The 15,254-nt window shown below is 72.3% G+C and carries 15 protein-coding genes; 5 read left to right on the forward strand and 10 right to left on the reverse strand.

Going from position 1 to position 15,254, the window contains the following annotated elements:
* The first annotated feature begins 33 nt into the window (after window positions 1-33).
* Window positions 34-258, forward strand: coding sequence for a hypothetical protein (locus ACLU3S_RS08740; RefSeq protein WP_413951182.1), 225 nt, complete (start codon window positions 34-36; stop codon window positions 256-258).
* Between the two features lie 214 nt (window positions 259-472).
* On the opposite strand, the gene ACLU3S_RS08745 is transcribed toward ACLU3S_RS08740, so the two are convergent.
* The 7 genes from ACLU3S_RS08745 to xylB all read right to left on the reverse strand — a co-directional run bounded on the left by ACLU3S_RS08745 (window position 473) and on the right by xylB (window position 8,831).
* The gene (locus tag ACLU3S_RS08745) at window positions 473-1,996 is read right to left on the reverse strand and encodes an aldehyde dehydrogenase family protein (protein WP_413951183.1); all 1,524 of its coding nucleotides are present in this window, start codon (window positions 1,994-1,996) and stop codon (window positions 473-475) included.
* A 56-nt stretch (window positions 1,997-2,052) separates the two neighbouring features.
* Window positions 2,053-3,360, reverse strand: coding sequence for a GAF domain-containing protein (locus tag ACLU3S_RS08750; RefSeq protein WP_413951184.1), 1,308 nt, complete (start codon window positions 3,358-3,360; stop codon window positions 2,053-2,055).
* A 144-nt stretch (window positions 3,361-3,504) separates the two neighbouring features.
* Window positions 3,505-4,110, reverse strand: coding sequence for an N-acetylmuramoyl-L-alanine amidase (locus tag ACLU3S_RS08755; RefSeq protein WP_413951185.1), 606 nt, complete (start codon window positions 4,108-4,110; stop codon window positions 3,505-3,507).
* 80 nt (window positions 4,111-4,190) lie between these two features.
* Window positions 4,191-5,204: an acetamidase/formamidase family protein gene (locus ACLU3S_RS08760; protein WP_413951186.1), complete on the reverse strand. Its 1,014-nt coding sequence runs from the start codon at window positions 5,202-5,204 to the stop codon at window positions 4,191-4,193.
* 324 nt (window positions 5,205-5,528) lie between these two features.
* A complete protein-coding gene (locus ACLU3S_RS08765; RefSeq protein ID WP_413951187.1) occupies window positions 5,529-5,882 on the reverse strand; it encodes a hypothetical protein in 354 nt (117 codons plus the stop codon).
* Window positions 5,883-6,137: 255 nt separating this feature from the next.
* Window positions 6,138-7,346, reverse strand: coding sequence for an ROK family protein (locus tag ACLU3S_RS08770; protein ID WP_413951188.1), 1,209 nt, complete (start codon window positions 7,344-7,346; stop codon window positions 6,138-6,140).
* Window positions 7,347-7,385: 39 nt separating this feature from the next.
* Window positions 7,386-8,831 (reverse strand): xylulokinase, encoded by a 1,446-nt coding sequence (xylB, locus tag ACLU3S_RS08775; RefSeq protein WP_413951189.1) that lies wholly within the window; start codon window positions 8,829-8,831, stop codon window positions 7,386-7,388.
* Between the two features lie 167 nt (window positions 8,832-8,998).
* Here xylB and xylA point away from each other — a divergent pair, with 167 nt between their 5' ends.
* Entirely contained in the window at window positions 8,999-10,165 is a 1,167-nt protein-coding gene (gene xylA, locus ACLU3S_RS08780) for a xylose isomerase (protein WP_413951190.1), read from the forward strand.
* 312 nt (window positions 10,166-10,477) lie between these two features.
* Window positions 10,478-10,660, forward strand: coding sequence for a hypothetical protein (locus ACLU3S_RS08785; RefSeq protein WP_225098959.1), 183 nt, complete (start codon window positions 10,478-10,480; stop codon window positions 10,658-10,660).
* 646 nt (window positions 10,661-11,306) lie between these two features.
* Here ACLU3S_RS08785 and ACLU3S_RS08790 read toward each other — a convergent pair.
* Complete coding sequence (locus ACLU3S_RS08790) at window positions 11,307-12,161, reverse strand: hypothetical protein (protein ID WP_413951191.1); 855 nt, start codon at window positions 12,159-12,161, stop codon at window positions 11,307-11,309.
* A gap of 140 nt (window positions 12,162-12,301) precedes the next feature.
* Window positions 12,302-12,598: a hypothetical protein gene (locus ACLU3S_RS08795; protein WP_413951192.1), complete on the reverse strand. Its 297-nt coding sequence runs from the start codon at window positions 12,596-12,598 to the stop codon at window positions 12,302-12,304.
* Between the two features lie 98 nt (window positions 12,599-12,696).
* Between ACLU3S_RS08795 and ACLU3S_RS08800 the strand changes: the two genes are divergently transcribed.
* A complete protein-coding gene (locus ACLU3S_RS08800) occupies window positions 12,697-13,602 on the forward strand; it encodes an oxygenase MpaB family protein (protein ID WP_413951233.1) in 906 nt (301 codons plus the stop codon).
* Window positions 13,603-13,704: 102 nt separating this feature from the next.
* Here ACLU3S_RS08800 and ACLU3S_RS08805 read toward each other — a convergent pair whose 3' ends face one another.
* Window positions 13,705-14,304, reverse strand: a complete 600-nt coding sequence (locus ACLU3S_RS08805; RefSeq protein WP_413951193.1) for a class I SAM-dependent methyltransferase — start codon at window positions 14,302-14,304, stop codon at window positions 13,705-13,707.
* Window positions 14,305-14,456: 152 nt separating this feature from the next.
* Between ACLU3S_RS08805 and ACLU3S_RS08810 the strand changes: the two genes are divergently transcribed.
* The gene (locus ACLU3S_RS08810) at window positions 14,457-15,230 is read left to right on the forward strand and encodes an MHYT domain-containing protein (protein ID WP_413951194.1); all 774 of its coding nucleotides are present in this window, start codon (window positions 14,457-14,459) and stop codon (window positions 15,228-15,230) included.
* The last annotated feature ends 24 nt before the right edge of the window (window positions 15,231-15,254 follow it).

The raw sequence follows: 15,254 nt of genomic DNA on the forward strand, positions 1-15,254 counted from the left end.
CGCCTCTACGAAGCTCTCCGTGGGCGCCGGTTCGTGCTGGTCTCGCCGGCGGACGCGCCGCTGCCTGCCTCGGTTGCCGACGACTGGAGCGGTGAGGTGGGGTTCGCCACCTCAGCCGGTCCGACCGGCAAGACGGTTCTGGTCAGACCCGACGCATGCATCGCCTGGGCCACATCCGACCAGTCCGCCGAGAGCCGGGACGCCGAGATCCGACAGGCCCTGGCCAGGAACTGTGGCCCGGCGACGGCAGAGGGGTAGCAACGCTGGGTGGCTGCCTCCCGGGTTGCGGCAAGAAATTCGTCCACGGTCGGCTTTGCGTGGGAGATCGCGAGCGCTGCCACCGGAACCGTTGGTCAAAGCTGGGACATGGAGTGGGAGATATGGGGAGTAAGGGCGTGCCGACTCGCTGCTCAGATGTGCGCCGAGAAGGGCGCCTGCCGGGCATCTGCCCTGGTCAGGCGCCCTTCTACGCCTAGAAGAAGCCCAGCTTCTTCGGGGAGTACGACACCAGCAGGTTCTTCGTCTGCTGGTAGTGCTCCAGCATCATCCTGTGGTTCTCGCGGCCGATGCCGGACTGCTTGTAGCCACCGAACGCCGCGTGCGCCGGGTAGGCGTGGTAGCAGTTGGTCCACACACGGCCGGCCTGGATCGCGCGGCCCGCGCGGTAGGCGGTGTTGACGTCCCGGGTCCACACGCCCGCGCCCAGGCCGTACAGCGTGTCGTTCGCGATCTTGATGGCGTCGTTGAAGTCGTCGAACGAGGCCACCGAGACGACCGGGCCGAAGATCTCCTCCTGGAAGATCCGCATGCGGTTGTCGCCCTCGAAGATGGTGGGCTGGACGTAGTAGCCCCCCTTCAACTCGCCGTCGTGCTCCAGGCGCTCACCACCCGTGAGGACCTTGGCCCCCTCCTGCCGGCCGATGTCCAGGTAGGAGAGGATCTTCTCCAACTGGTCGTTGGAGGCCTGGGCGCCGATCATCGTGTCGGTGTCGAGCGGGTGGCCCGGCTTGATCTTCCGGGTGCGCTCGACGGCCGCGTCGAGGAACTCCCGGTAGTGGGCGTGCTGGATCAGCGCCCGGGACGGGCAGGTGCAGACCTCGCCCTGGTTGAGCGCGAACATCGTGAAGCCCTCGAGCGCCTTGTCCCGGAAGTCGTCGTCGTGCGCCCACACGTCGTCGAAGAAGATGTTGGGCGACTTGCCCCCGAGTTCGAGCGTGACCGGCTTGATGTTCTCCGAGGCGTACTGCATGATCAGCCGCCCGGTGGTGGTCTCTCCGGTGAACGCCACCTTCGCCACCCGCGGGCTCGACGCCAGCGGCTTGCCCGCCTCCACGCCGAAGCCGTTGACGATGTTCAGCACGCCCGGCGGCAGCAGGTCCGAGACCAGGCTCAACCAGTAGTGGATGGAGGCCGGGGTCTGCTCGGCGGGCTTGAGGACCACCGCGTTGCCCGCGGCGAGCGCCGGCGCGAGCTTCCACGCGGCCATCAGGATCGGGAAGTTCCACGGGATGATCTGCGCGACAACCCCGAGCGGCTCGTGGAAGTGGTACGCCACCGTGTCGTCGTCGATCTCACTCAGCGACCCCTCCTGCGCCCTGATCGCTCCCGCGAAATAGCGGAAGTGGTCGATCGCGAGCGGGATGTCTGCCGCGAGCGTCTCCCGCACCGGCTTGCCGTTCTCCCAGCTCTCGGCCACGGCAAGGGGCTCCAGGTAGGCCGCCATGCGGTCGGCGATCTTCAGCAGGATGTCGGAGCGCTCCGTCACCGACATACGGCCCCACCCGGGGGCCGCCTTGTGCGCCGCGTCCAGCGCCCGCTCGACGTCCTCCGCGGTACCGCGCGCGATCTCGGTGAACGGCTGCCCGTTGACCGGCGACGGGTTCTCGAAGTACTGCCCGCGTATCGGCGGCACGTACTCGCCACCGATGAAGTGGTCGTAGCGCGCCTGATAGGAGACGATCGCGCCCTCCGTGCCCGGCGCCGCGTAACGAGTCATGCTGGTCTGCCTCCCGGTGCAGCGCTGCCCGCCGTTGGGCAGCTCTCGGCGCGAGGCTAGGCGGGCGGACGTTGCAAGTACGTTGCGCCGCGGGACCGGGCCGGCCCCCGGTCGGCCGGCGCCGCCAACTCCGCATCCAGGGCGGCGAGCCGGGCTCGCACCGACGCCGTCGGACGTATCGCGGCGAGCGCCCGCCACACCTCCACGTCGTCCTCGCCCCACGGCGCGTGCGCCCAGTCCGCCAGCAGATCGGGGTCCCGGTGCGCTATCAGCGCCGTCCGCAGCCCGTCGGCCAGACGCTCCCGCAGACGTACGATCGCCGGCGCCTGCGAGCCGGGCAGCAGCGGACCGGTGTACGCCTCCGCCGCCGCGGTGAGTGCCCCCGACTCCAGCCGCCGCTCCACCACGGTCGCGTCCGACTCGACCGCCGCCGTCAGCCGGTACGGCCGAGACGCCAGCACACCCGGGCCCAGCAGTCTGCGCAGCCGGGCCAGTTCGGCCCGCAGGGTCACCGGCGTCACCGACTCGTCGGCGTACAGAGCGCACAGCAGCTCGTCACCGGTCAGCCCCTCGGGATGCCGGGACAGCAGCAGGACGATCTCGCTGTGCCGCCGGCTGAGCCTGGTCCGCCGCCCCGCCACGGTGAGTTCGGCCTCGTCCCGGCCCAGCGTGCTCAGCATCGGGGTCTGCGCGGCCGGGCGCGGCGGGGCGAGCAGCGCGAGCTGGGTCTCGGCCGCCCGCGCCACCGCCCGCACGAAGCCGAGGCTGTGCGGATGCGCGAGCCCGTCTCCGCCGGTGATGTCCACGGCGCCCAGGACCCGGCCGGTGTGCGGATCGTGCACCGGTGCGGCCGCGCACGTCCACGGCTGCACCCGCCGTATGAAGTGCTCGGCCGCGAACACCTGCACCGGCCGGTTCACGGCGACCGCGGTACCCGGCGCGTTGGTGCCCACCGCGGTCTCCGACCAGCGCGCCCCCGGCACGAAGTTCATCCCGTCCGCCCGGCGGCGGGTCACCGGATGGCCCTCGACCCACAGCAGCCTGCCGTGCGCGTCGCACACGGCCAGCAGATGCTCGCCGTCGGCGGCGAACGTGCCCAGCAGCTCCCGGAACAGCGGCATCACCCGGGCGAGGGGGTGTTCCGCCCGGTAGGCACCGAGGTCGCCGTCGGTCAGCTCCACGCTCGCGGCCCCGTCCGGCCCGACTCCGGCACGCGCGCTGCGCCGCCACGACTCGGCCACCACCAAGCGCACCGGGCGCGGCACGGTGCCCACCGTGGTGAACGTCTCGTGCGCGCGGCGCAGCGCGCGGACGCGCTCGGCCGGGTCGGCTCCCGGCTCAAGGGCTACCCACGGATCGGTCAACTCGGCCTCCCCCCGAGGGTGATACGGCAGTGATACACGGTGTTCGGCGGCGACGCCATCGGCGCTGGCCGGTGACACGGCCGGGACCATCGTCACGCCGGGTGTCCGTGCGGACAACCGGTTCGACGCCGGTTCGGCCCCCGGCTAGGCGAAATTGACGAGTCTGATGTAGCGGACCCAGTCCCAGTCCGGTCCCGGGTCGGTGTGGTCGGTGCCGGGCACCTCGTAGTGGCCGATGATGTGCTCCCTGTCCTTGGCGATGCCGTACCTGTCGCAGATCGCCGCCGTGAGCTTCGCCGACTGCTCGTAGAGAGCATCGGTGAAGTAGGCGGGCTGGTCCACCCACCCCTCGTGCTCGATGCCGATGCTGCGGGTGTTGTAGTCCCAGTTGCCCGCGTGCCAGGCGATGTCGGCCTCGTGCACGCACTGGGCGACGTGTCCGTCCGCCGAACGGACCACATAGTGGGCGGACACCGCCTTCTGCGGATTCGCGAAGATGGCCAGCGTGTCGCCGTACGTCTCCTGTGTCACATGGATGACCACACGATCGATGGCGTAGCCGTCGGGGCGGTCGGCCGACGTGTAGTTGGAGGGGCTGGCCGGCTGCCACTCGGCGGGCGGGTAGTCGACGGCCGTGCTCTGCGCATCGGCGCTCGGGGCGGGGAGCAGCGCGTACGGGACGGCGGCGAGTGCCGCGCCCTGCAGGAGCCGGCGTCTGCTCAGGCGCGGCTTTGCCGAGTCGATGTCCATGGGGGGGATTGCCTTTCCGGGGTGTGGGGAGTCGAGGTGGGCGGAGGCCGGGGTGCTCCGGGCGGGTGCGACGGTGGGGTTCAGTGCCGCAGGGCCCGGGCGGTCTCCCGCAACCGGGCGTGCACCCCGCGGTAGGTCTCCCGTGCGGGCAGCCACTGCTTGCGAAGCTTGGCCACGCAGGTGTAGTTCGTGTCGCACACGTTGGCCAACGGCGATTCGACCGCCTGGGTTGCGAATTGGTACGCGTCCAGCTCACCGAACCCGTAGTCGCGCACCAGCCACTGCACGAGGTCCAGCTGCGATATCCGGAACGCGTCCTCCAACGGGCGTGCCGAACCGGTCGAGATGATGTGCGTGTCCGACTCGAGCCGGGGCCACGGGGTGGCGACGTCTTTGAGCAGGTCCACGATCACCACGGTGTTCATGGCGCACTCCACGGCCACCCCGCAGGTCTCGCCCTCGCCCTGCCGGGCATGGCCGTCGCCGAGGCTGAGCAGGGCGCCCTCGACGTTGACGCCCAGGTAGCAGGTGACTCCGGCCCGCATCTCGGGGGTGTCCATGTTCCCGCCGTGCGCGTCCGGGACCAGCGCGGACCGCACCTCGAGGTTGGCGGGTGCCACGCCCACCGTGCCGTGCATCGGATCCAGGGGCAGTTCCACCTCGATGTCACTGTCGCGCGCCTGGAACAGGGCGGTCCGCCGCGTGCGGTCCAGCTGCCAGATCCACACCCGTTCCGGCAGCGGCGGCTGGAGCGTGGCCGTCGTGTGCGTGGAGGTGAGCGCCCCGAAGAGGGGAACGGTCGTCGACGCGGCCCAGTCGCGGGCAGGTTCGACCGACACGAAGTGCACGGCCACGGTGTCGCCGGGCTCGGCGCCCTCGACGTGGAAGGGACCGGTCTGTGGGTTGAGGAACGGGAACTCGCAGACCTCGGACACGAGATCCTTCTCGGAGCGGACCCGGCCGGCGAAGCAGTCCTCCGTGTACAGGTCGAGCACGGTGCCGGGCGCGATCCGCGCCACGGGCGCGGCGCCGCCGAACGTCCAGGCGTACTGGTCCGGCGCCGGGCGCACGGTGAGGATCCGGGGGTCGGTCATCGTGACGTGGGTCCCTTCTGGGCGGTGGCGGTCATGAAGTGGGCCGATCGGCAGGCAGACCGGAATGCGGGGGCGGCGGGCCGGGTCGTGTCGCTTGGCCGTGATGCCCGGAGACGCGGAGACGCGAGGCGGGGAGTGGCGAGGAAAGGAGACGCGAGGCGGGGAGTGGCGAGGAAAGGAGACGCGAGGCGGGGAGTGGCGAGGAAAGGAGACGCGAGGCGGGGAGTGGCGAGGAAAGGAGGGGCGAGGCAGGGAGGTGCAGCAAGTGGTGAGGCGCGGCCGGGCGGGCGCGCCGGCGCCGTACTGCTCCCGTCCGGCCCCACGTCAGCGGGGTATGGCTCCGTCCTGGCGGTGGCTGGTCGGGTCGTGGTCGTCGACGTGCACCCGCGCCGTCTCGGCTATGCGCTCGGGGTGACGCCGCATCAGCACGAGCAGCACCACCACGCCCACGGCCATCCAGATGCCGATTACGGGACCCGCGTAGGACACCGGAGGGGTCAGTTCGGTCACGAAGTCGAACACCGGCAGGCCTGCGGCCGTCAGCAGCGCGGGGACGAACGCGACGATGCCCAGCACCGGGAACAGCAGATGCCGTACAGGTGCGAAGGCGTGTCGGCCGTCTCGCAGGAAGTGACCCGCACAGGGCAGGTTCACCACACTGGCTGATTCCGCGTGCATCTGTGCCCCCCGAGACGTGTCAGTCCGCTGCCGTCCGACGTGTGTTGCATCCCTTCCATTCCGCGAGCGCGTCCGGCGGACCTGACGGGTCCACGGCTGCGGCTCGCGTGAATCACGGTACGGCGCGGGCGGGTTGGGCAGAAGGGTGCGCCACGGTTCCGTGGACGACGGACCGCCTGTGGACAACTCGGCCACCCGTTCGGGCGAAGCAGGGTTGCCGGCGCGCCCGGCGTTCCGGGGCGTGGCAAGAGAGTGTCAGGAGCGTTCCGCCACCGCCGCCGGATCGTCCAGTACGGCCCGGACGACCGAGTGCGCCGCGCCGAGCAGGGGGCCCTCGGAGCCCAGCCGGGACACCGTCACCGGGCAGGCCGGACCCGCTGTACGGCCCGTCAGTTCCGCCTCCAGCGTGGGCAGCAGCCAGGGCGAGAGCCCCGCCAGGGCACCGCCCAGGACCACCGTCTCGGGGTCGAGCAGGTTCACCGCACCTGTCAGGGCGATACCCAGTGCGGTACCGGCGTCGTGCAGGGCCGCCCGTACGCCGTCGTCGCCCTGCTCGGCACGCTGCGCGAGCAGGCCGACTCCGTCCTCACGCGGCTCGAGTCCTGCCGCGCGCAGCACCGCCTCCTCGCCCGCGAACTGCTCCAGGCAGCCTCGCCCGCCGCACGCGCAGGCAGGCCCGTCCGGGCGCACGGGCACATGGCCCAGCTCGCCCGCGAATCCCCGGGTGCCGCGCAGCAGCTGCCCGTCCACGACGACCGCGGCGCCGATGCCGATCTCGGCCGACACGTGCAGGAAGTCGGGCGGAGTGCCGGCGCCGAGCCACAGCTCGGCCAGCGCGCCGAAGTTGGCCTCGTTGTCCACGGTCAGCGGCCACCCGCCAGGTATCAGGGCGCCGAGGTCCGTGTCGTGCCAGTCGAGGTTGGGGGCGCGCACGACCGTACGGCCGTCCCTCGCCACCAGTCCGGGCACGGCGACCGCGAGCCCGGCGGGCCAGAGCTCCTGCTCCTCGGCCTCCGCGACGATCCGGTGGACCAGCGATGTCAGCTGCTCGATCACCGGCTCCGGCGCCCGGCCCCGGTTGGCGACGTGACGCACGGCCCGCGCACGGACCGTGCCCCGCAGGTCGACCGCGCACACCGCGAGGTGATCGACGCCGATCTCGGCCCCGATCCCGGCCGGGCCACGTCCGCTCACCGCCAGCGCCGATCCGGGCCGGCCCACCCGGCCCGGCCGCTCGGGGCCGAGTTCCTCCAGCAGGCCGGTGCGGATCAGCTCGTCCACCAGCGTCGAGACCGCGGCCCGCGTGAGACCGATGCGTGAGGCCACCGCGGCCCGCGACAGCGAACCCTCGGCGCTGACGGCGTGCATCACCCGGGCCAGGTTGCGCCGGCGCATGCCCTGCTGGGTGTCCGGCAGGGCGCGGCCGACGCCCCGCGGGCGGGCCTCGTGCAGCGGTGCGGTCATGCCTCCGTCAATCCTTGGTCCGTGGCTGGGCCGGTCGGCTCAGCGGGGTTCCGGCGCCCGCTCCAGCAGCGGGGCTGCGTCGGAGAGTACCCCGCTGATCCGGGCGAGCGTTTCCTCGTCCCGCTCCACGGCCTCCAGCACCGGGCCCGCGGCCGTGTTCCAGCGGCGGGCCACCGCCGCCGGGTCCTCGCCGGTCAGCAGCGCGGCCGCCTGCGCCGCCGCCCCCAGCGCGACCAGCTCCCTGGCCTCCGGGACCTGGACGGGCCGTCCCGACAGCCGGCGCACGGTCTGCTGCCAGGCCGTGCCCCGGGCGCCGCCGCCGATCAGCAGCAACGGGCCGGCGCGGTCCGCGTCCTCGTCGAGGACCAGGTCGAGGGCGCCGAGCAGCGCGTGCACCGCGCCGTCGTACGCGGCCTGCAGCAGCTGGCCCGGGGTGGTGTCGTGGCGCAGTCCGTGCAGCAGCCCGGAGGCGTTCGGCAGGTTCGGTGTGCGCTCGCCGTCGAGGTACGGCAGCAGCGTCACAGAGCCTCCGGGCGCCACGGCCTCGCGGTCCAGACCCAGCAGCGCCGCGAGGCGGTCGACCGCGAGCGTGCAGTTCAGGGTGCAGGCCAGCGGCAGCCAGTCCCCGCGCGCGTCGGCGAAGCCCGCCACCGTGCCGGTCGGATCGGCCGGGCGGTGCCGGGAGACGGCGTACACCGTGCCGGACGTGCCGAGGCTGAGGACCGCGGTGCCCGGTCGCAGCCCGAGGCCCATCGCGGCGGCGGCGTTGTCGCCGGTGCCGGCCGCCACCAGCGTGCCCTTGGAGAAGGGCAGGTCGTGGCTGTCGCGCACGGTGCCGGCCACCTCTCCCGGCCGCACCACCCGGGGCAGCAGCGCCGGGTCGAGCCCGACGTGCGCGAGGGTCTCCTCGTCGTACCGCTGCGTGCCGGATGCCCACCATCCGGTGCCGGAGGCGTCACCGCGGTCGGTGGTGCCCTGACCGGTCAGGCGCTCGGTGAGGTAGTCGTGGGGAAGCCGTACCGCCCGGGTGGCGCGGACCGCCTCCGGCTCGTGCTCGGCGAGCCACGCCCACTTCGTGACCGTGAAGGACGCCCCGGGCACACTGCCCGTACGTTCGGCCCACGCCTTGGGACCGCCCAGTTCCTCCACCAGCCGGCGGGCCTGCGGGGCCGAACGGACGTCGTTCCACAGCAGCGCCGGGCGCACCGGCTCGCCGTGCTCGTCGAGCGTCACCAGGCCGTGCTGCTGGCCGCCGATGGACACGGCGGCCGCCTCGTGCGCCGCGTCGCCGCACTGGTGCAGCGCCTCGCGCAGGGCGTCCCACCACTGACGCGGATCGCTCTCCCGGCCCGCGCCTGAGGTGACGGTGTGCGGCGCCTGTCCACTCGCCACCACCTGCCCGGTGGCCGCGTCGACGACCAGGGCCTTCGTGGACTGGGTGGACGTGTCCACGCCGACGACGAGCGGACCCTCGGCTGCTGACATGGGGCTCTCCCTCTTCCGCGGCTCAGCGGTTGTGCTGTGGCTCTCCAGGGGCACCTGTCGAAGACACGTGGCCGTCAAGGACATCTTGTCTCTTCCCAGAGGTGCGTCGGCATACTAATTTGTAAACGGCCATGACGAAATAGTCGTACGCAACAAGGAGCCGCGGCATGAGCTACCAGCCCACCCCCGAGGACAGGTTCACGTTCGGTCTGTGGACCGTCGGCTGGCAGGGAAGGGACCCGTTCGGCGACGCCACGCGCCGCGCCCTCGACCCGGTCGAGACGGTGCAGCGCCTGGCCGAGCTGGGCGCCTACGGTGTGACCTTCCACGACGACGACCTGATCCCCTTCGGCTCCTCGGACGCCGAGCGCGAGTCGCACATCAAGCGGTTCCGCCAGGCCCTGGACGCCACCGGCATGACGGTCCCGATGGCCACCACGAACCTCTTCACGCACCCCGTCTTCAAGGACGGCGCGTTCACCGCCAATGACCGTGACGTGCGCCGCTACGCACTGCGCAAGACGATTCGCAACGTCGACCTCGCCGTGGAGCTGGGCGCCAAGACGTACGTCGCCTGGGGCGGCCGTGAGGGCGCCGAGTCCGGAGCCGCCAAGGACGTGCGCGCCGCCCTCGACCGCATGAAGGAGGCCTTCGACCTCCTCGGTGAGTACGTCACCTCGCAGGGCTACGACATCCGCTTCGCCATCGAACCCAAGCCCAACGAGCCCCGCGGCGACATCCTGCTGCCCACCGTCGGCCACGCACTGGCGTTCATCGAGCGCCTGGAGCGGCCGGAGCTGTACGGCGTCAACCCGGAGGTCGGCCATGAGCAGATGGCCGGCCTGAACTTCCCGCACGGCATCGCGCAGGCCCTGTGGGCGGGCAAGCTCTTCCACATCGACCTCAACGGCCAGTCCGGCATCAAGTACGACCAGGACCTGCGCTTCGGCGCCGGTGACCTGCGTGCGGCGTTCTGGCTGGTCGACCTCCTGGAGAGCGCAGGCTACGCGGGACCCCGGCACTTCGACTTCAAGCCGCCGCGGACCGAGGACCTCGACGGCGTCTGGGCGTCGGCGGCCGGCTGCATGCGCAACTACCTCATCCTCAAGGAGCGTTCCGCCGCCTTCCGTGCCGACCCGGAGGTGCAGGAGGCGCTGCGCGCCGCGCGCCTGGACCAGCTGGCCCAGCCGACCGCGGCCGACGGCCTGCAGGCCCTGCTCACCGACCGCACGGCGTTCGAGGACTTCGACGTGGAGGCGGCCGCCGCCCGCGGCATGGTGTTCGAGCGGCTCGACCAGCTGGCGATGGACCACCTGCTGGGAGCGCGGAGCTGACCGCCACACGCGCGTCCGGCACGTAAGGGGGCCGGGGAGGGCGGCACCGGCGCGCCGCCCTCCCCGGCCCTCCCGCGTGCGCGTGCAGGACGAGGGCGGCAGACGACCCGCGCGACACCGGGGCGCGGTCGCCGAGGGTGCAGCACAATCTGTTCGAAGGACGCCTGGCGATCGGTGGGCCGTCGGGTCCATTGTGGGGTCCACTAGGGGGCGTGCCTCAGGGATGTCTCAGGGGCGAGGTCCGGAACCGCGGGGTGCGGGGGGCCGTTTTCAGAGCAGAGAGCGGCAGTGGCCGCGAAGGAGGCGACGCTCATGTCCAAGAACGCCAAGATCGCCGCAGGGGGCGTGGCGGTCGGTCTGATCCTGCTGATATGGCTGCCCTGGTGGGTGGCGTTCCTCATCGTGGTCGGAGTCCCGGTCGCCGCGTACCTGGCGCTGGACCCCTCGCAGCGGCGCAGGCTCCGCCGGGTCACCCGCAAGGAACTCGGCCGCTGAGGCAGCGGCGGGCGTCCGGGGCGGTCGCCTGCGGGGCGGTCGCACGGGGAGGCCGGCGGCGCGGGGGGCCGGCTCCGCCGAGCCGCCCGGGTCGCCGGCCTCAGAGGGCACGGCCGTGGGCGGCTACGGCGGGCGCGAGCCGGTGGTGGCCCACGCGCGGTCGATCGGCTCCCGCCCGGGCCTGCGCGGTCGTACGGCTGCCGTCGGGGCTTGTGCGGTACAGCTGCGGTCCGGCCTTGCGCGGTCGCACTGGGGTTGCCCGTCCCCGGCTCAAGCGGAGCGTGCCACCGTCCAGCTCATGCGGAGCGTGCCGCCTTCCGGCTCGTACGGAGATCATGTCGCCTCCCGGCTCACACTGACCATGCCGCCGTCCCCGCACATGCCGGACCGCGCCGTCTCCCGGATCCTGTGACGGTTCCGGCTCACCGACAGTTCAGTCGCGCCGCCGCTTCTCCCCAGGACGTCCCGGGGCGCCAGTGATGGTCCCGGCCGACTGACCATGACGCCTCCCGGTGCCCGCGAATCGCTGCCGCCCGGCACACAAGCTGTCGTATCGCCGTCCCGGCCGATGACGAACGCGTCGCCCCGGCCGACGAGAACGGTGTCGCCGACCGGCACCTACCCGGCCGGCGACACCGTCAGTGGTTCACAGGGGCCGTACGGCCATCTTGTCGAGCGCTTCCAGCAGGCCCGGCAGTTCGGGGCCGCGGCCGACCGGCAGGACCTCGCCCGGCTCGTCGTCGAGGAGGACGAACGCGATGTCGTCCGTGCGGGCCACGATGGACCAGCCGGGGCCGTCGGCGCGCAGGGTCCGGGCGTCGCCCGGGGCGAACGACGAGCGCACTCGGCCGAGCGGAGGTGGCGAGTCCACATAGGCACGGGCCTCCGCGAGCACCCGCCGGATCCCCTGGTGGCGGCCCTTTGCGGTGCCCCCCGCACCCTGCTCCTCGCCGCCCGGCGCGGGCTCGCCGGAGGCGGCCCGGTCACCCGGTACGGCGAACTCGTCGTCGTTGATCTGCTGCCGCCACGAAGCCCACTGCAAGGCGATCTCGTCGGCACCGAGGCGCCGCTGGGCCGGACCCCAGGTGCTGGTGTCCGGTGGGCACAGCGGCGGCCGGTCCGCGACCTCGGGGGAGGGGTCGTGCGGCGCGGGGATGCCGGGAGCCGCGACCGCAACCGCCAGCGGCCAGCCCGGCAGGGCGGTCACGACGGCGCGCTCGTCCGGCGACAGCTCGTACTCCATACCGCAGTCCCAGGACGCGATGGCCACGGCGACCAGCGAGACGTCGTCGATGACGACGGTCCAGCGAGCACCGTCCCCGTCCTGCCCCAGCACCAGGCCGTACCCGTCGGCGCGGGGCGCGAGCCCCAGTGCCGCGCACGCCTCCGGGTAGTCGTCGCCCAGCACGCTCGGAAACTGCGCCGGCGTCAGCAACACCGCCGTCAGCACAAACAGCGCATCGTCCGCGGCGGCGACGGCATCCTCGTCCGTCCCGGCCATTCCTGCCTCCCCAGTGGTTCGTCCATCGGCGCGCACCCTAGTGCGGGCGAAAGGCCCTTGTCACGACCGCTCACACCACGCGGACCTGCAGGTTTCCACCTGGACGGGGGCGAAACGACCACGGTCTCCACGGGACTTCCTCACACCGCGGGCAGCCCGAGCAGATCACGGGCCACCGCCCCGGGCGACTCGTCCCGCTCCCGGGCCAGCGCGACGACCGCCCGGCAGGCCAGTTCGCTCACCCCGAATGACAGCGCCTCCGGTGACACCCAGGTCGCCGCCTCATCGACCCCGTCCTGGTCGTCCTCCACCCGGGCCGCCACATACACGGCCGCAGCTTCGAACAAGTTGTGTCCACGCTTCTCCCGGGCGCCTGCCGGCTGCGCCTGCGGGGAGGTGCGGAGTCTGGCGGCGTATGCACGGATCGTGTCGAACACGGGGACCACCCTCCACCCGAACGGGGTCGTTGTCGATCGCTCATTTTCCGCTCTTCAACGTAGAGTTGGAGTCCCGGCAGCAGAAGGGGGACGACGCGGTGAAGCGCTTCGACCGGCTGGAGCGGATCCGTCGGCTGGACCCGGTGGCGGACGCGCCGGAGATCTACCGACTCAGCGTGGCGTTCGAATTCCCCTGGGACTACGCACGCGCCCTGGAACTGGCCCTGTACCGCACGTACGCCGTTCCGAGCATCGGCCGGCTCCTCGCCCGGACGGCCGAGCTGACCGCGCGCACGCAGAAGCGGTACGACGACACCGCGCTGCTTCTCGACGCCATCGTGGAACACGGCTTCGCCTCCGCGGAGGGTCGCACCGCGATCCGCCGCATCAACCGGATGCACCGCAGCTACGACATCAGCGACGACGACATGCGGTACGTGCTCTGCACGTTCGTCGTGACGCCCAGGCGCTGGATCGACGCCTACGGCTGGCGGCGGCTGTCCCGGCACGAGATCGTCGCCACCGCCGAGTACTACCGCATCTTCGGGCGGCACATGGGCATCCCCGGCATCCCCAGGACGTACGAAGAGTTCGAATCCCTCCTCGACGCCTACGAGGAGGCCCACTTCGGCTGGGACGAGCAGGCCCGGCAGGTCTCCGACGCCACCCTCGACCTGATGGTGTCCTGGTACCCGCGCCCCCTGGCGCCCCTGCTGCGCACGGCGACGCTCGCCCTGCTCGACGAGTCGCTGCTGCGCGCATTCCGCTACCCGCCGCCCGGCGCGGCCGTCACCGCCCTCGTGCAGCGTGCCGTCAGGACGCGCGGCCGGATGGTGCGGCTGATGCCGCCGCGCCGCAGGCCGCACTTCGCGCGCCAGAACCGGGAGATCAAGGAGTATCCCAACGGCTATCGCGTGGCCGATCTCGGCACTCATCCGGTTCCGGGGCTGCGTGGCTGCCCGGTGCGGCCCAGGGACACCTCGGTGTCGGACTCCTCCGACTGATGCCGGGCCGGCGCAGCCAGGGGAACCGGCACCGGCCCGGACGCCCCACCCGCGTGGACCGGCGGCCTGCGGCGGGGACGGACTGCGCGGCCGCGCTGTCCGTCACCCCTCGCGCACCGCGAGCGCGAGGAAACGGTCGTCCTCGTCGACGTACGACCTCATGCGCCACCCCGAACCAGCCAGCAAAGAACGCAGATTGGGCTCGGCCCGCAGGTCGTCGGGTGTGATCTGCCGTCCCTGACGTGCCGCCAGGGCCGCGCGGCCGATCGGATGGAACAGCGCGAGCGTGCCGCCCGGCCGCACCACGCGGGCCAGTTCCCGCAGGTTCTCCGCCGGGCGCGGCAGGTGGGCGATCAGACCGGCCGCGAACACGGCGTCCAGGCAGCCCGAGCGCAGCGGCAGCGCGGCCACGTCCGCGCGCAGCAGCGTCCCGATCCGGTCCCTGCCCGCTCGCACGGCGGCCGCGAGCATCGCCGGGGTCAGGTCGGCTCCCAGCACGACCCCCGAGGGGCCCACGGCGGCCCGCAGGGGCGCCAGCGCACGTCCCGTTCCGCAGCCCGCGTCCAGCACGCGGTCGCCCGCCCGCAGCCCGAGGTCGGCGACAGCGGCCGCGTACGCGGGACCGTCGTCGGGGAACCTGCTGTCCCAGTCGGCCGCCCGAGCGGTGAAGAACTCCTGGACATGTGTGTGGTCGTCGCTCATGTTCCGCATGATTCCTCACCGTCACGAGGGATGTCTCTGTGCGCACGTTCGAGCGTGAGGCGATCGTTCCGGCGCATCTCTGTGTCATATTCCAACACCTTTCGAAATGCGCCCCCTTTGTGCGCTCGTGCCCCGGCTAGCGTCCCGTGGCCATGGGACACCTGGACCACGCCGCCTTCGGCTGGCTGACCCCCGTGCTGTCGTACCTGATGGCCTGCATAGGCGCCGCACTCGGACTGCGCTGCACCGTCCGTGCGCTCGCCACCAGCGGCCGCTCGCGCCGCAACTGGCTCGTCACCGCCGCCTCCGCGATCGGGACGGGCATCTGGACGATGCACTTCGTGGCCATGCTCGGCTTCCGCGTCAGCGGCACCGACATCCGCTACGACGTGCCGCTGACCATCCTCAGCCTGCTCGTCGCCATGACCGTCGTCAGTGTCGGCGTCTTCGTCGTCGGCTACAGCCGGGACCGCAGCCGGGCGCTCACGCTCGGCGGACTCACCACCGGACTGGGTGTGGCCAGCATGCACTACCTGGGCATGGCGGCGGTCCGGCTGCACGGCGACGTCACGTACGACCCCGTACTCGTCGGACTGTCCGTCCTGATCGCCGTGGTGGCGGCGACGGCCGCCCTGTGGGCCGGACTCAACATCAAGTCGCCCCTCGCGGTCACCGTCGCCTCCCTCGTCATGGGGGCGGCCGTCAGCAGCATGCACTACACCGGAATGTTCGCGGTGAGCGTGCATGTGGACCCGTCCGGCGCGGCCCTGCCCGGGGCCACGGCGATGCAGTTCATCTTCCCCCTCGCCGTCGGCCTCGGGTCCTACCTGTTCATCACCTCGGCCTTCGTCGCCCTCTCGCCCACGGCCGACGAGCGTGAGGCGTCCGCCTCCGCCCAGCGGCCCGTCGAGAGCGCCGCCCGCTAGCGGGAGCCCGGCCCGAGCGCCCCG

Source organism: Streptomyces sp. AF1A, from assembly GCF_047340315.1.
Lineage (GTDB): Bacteria > Actinomycetota > Actinomycetes > Streptomycetales > Streptomycetaceae > Streptomyces.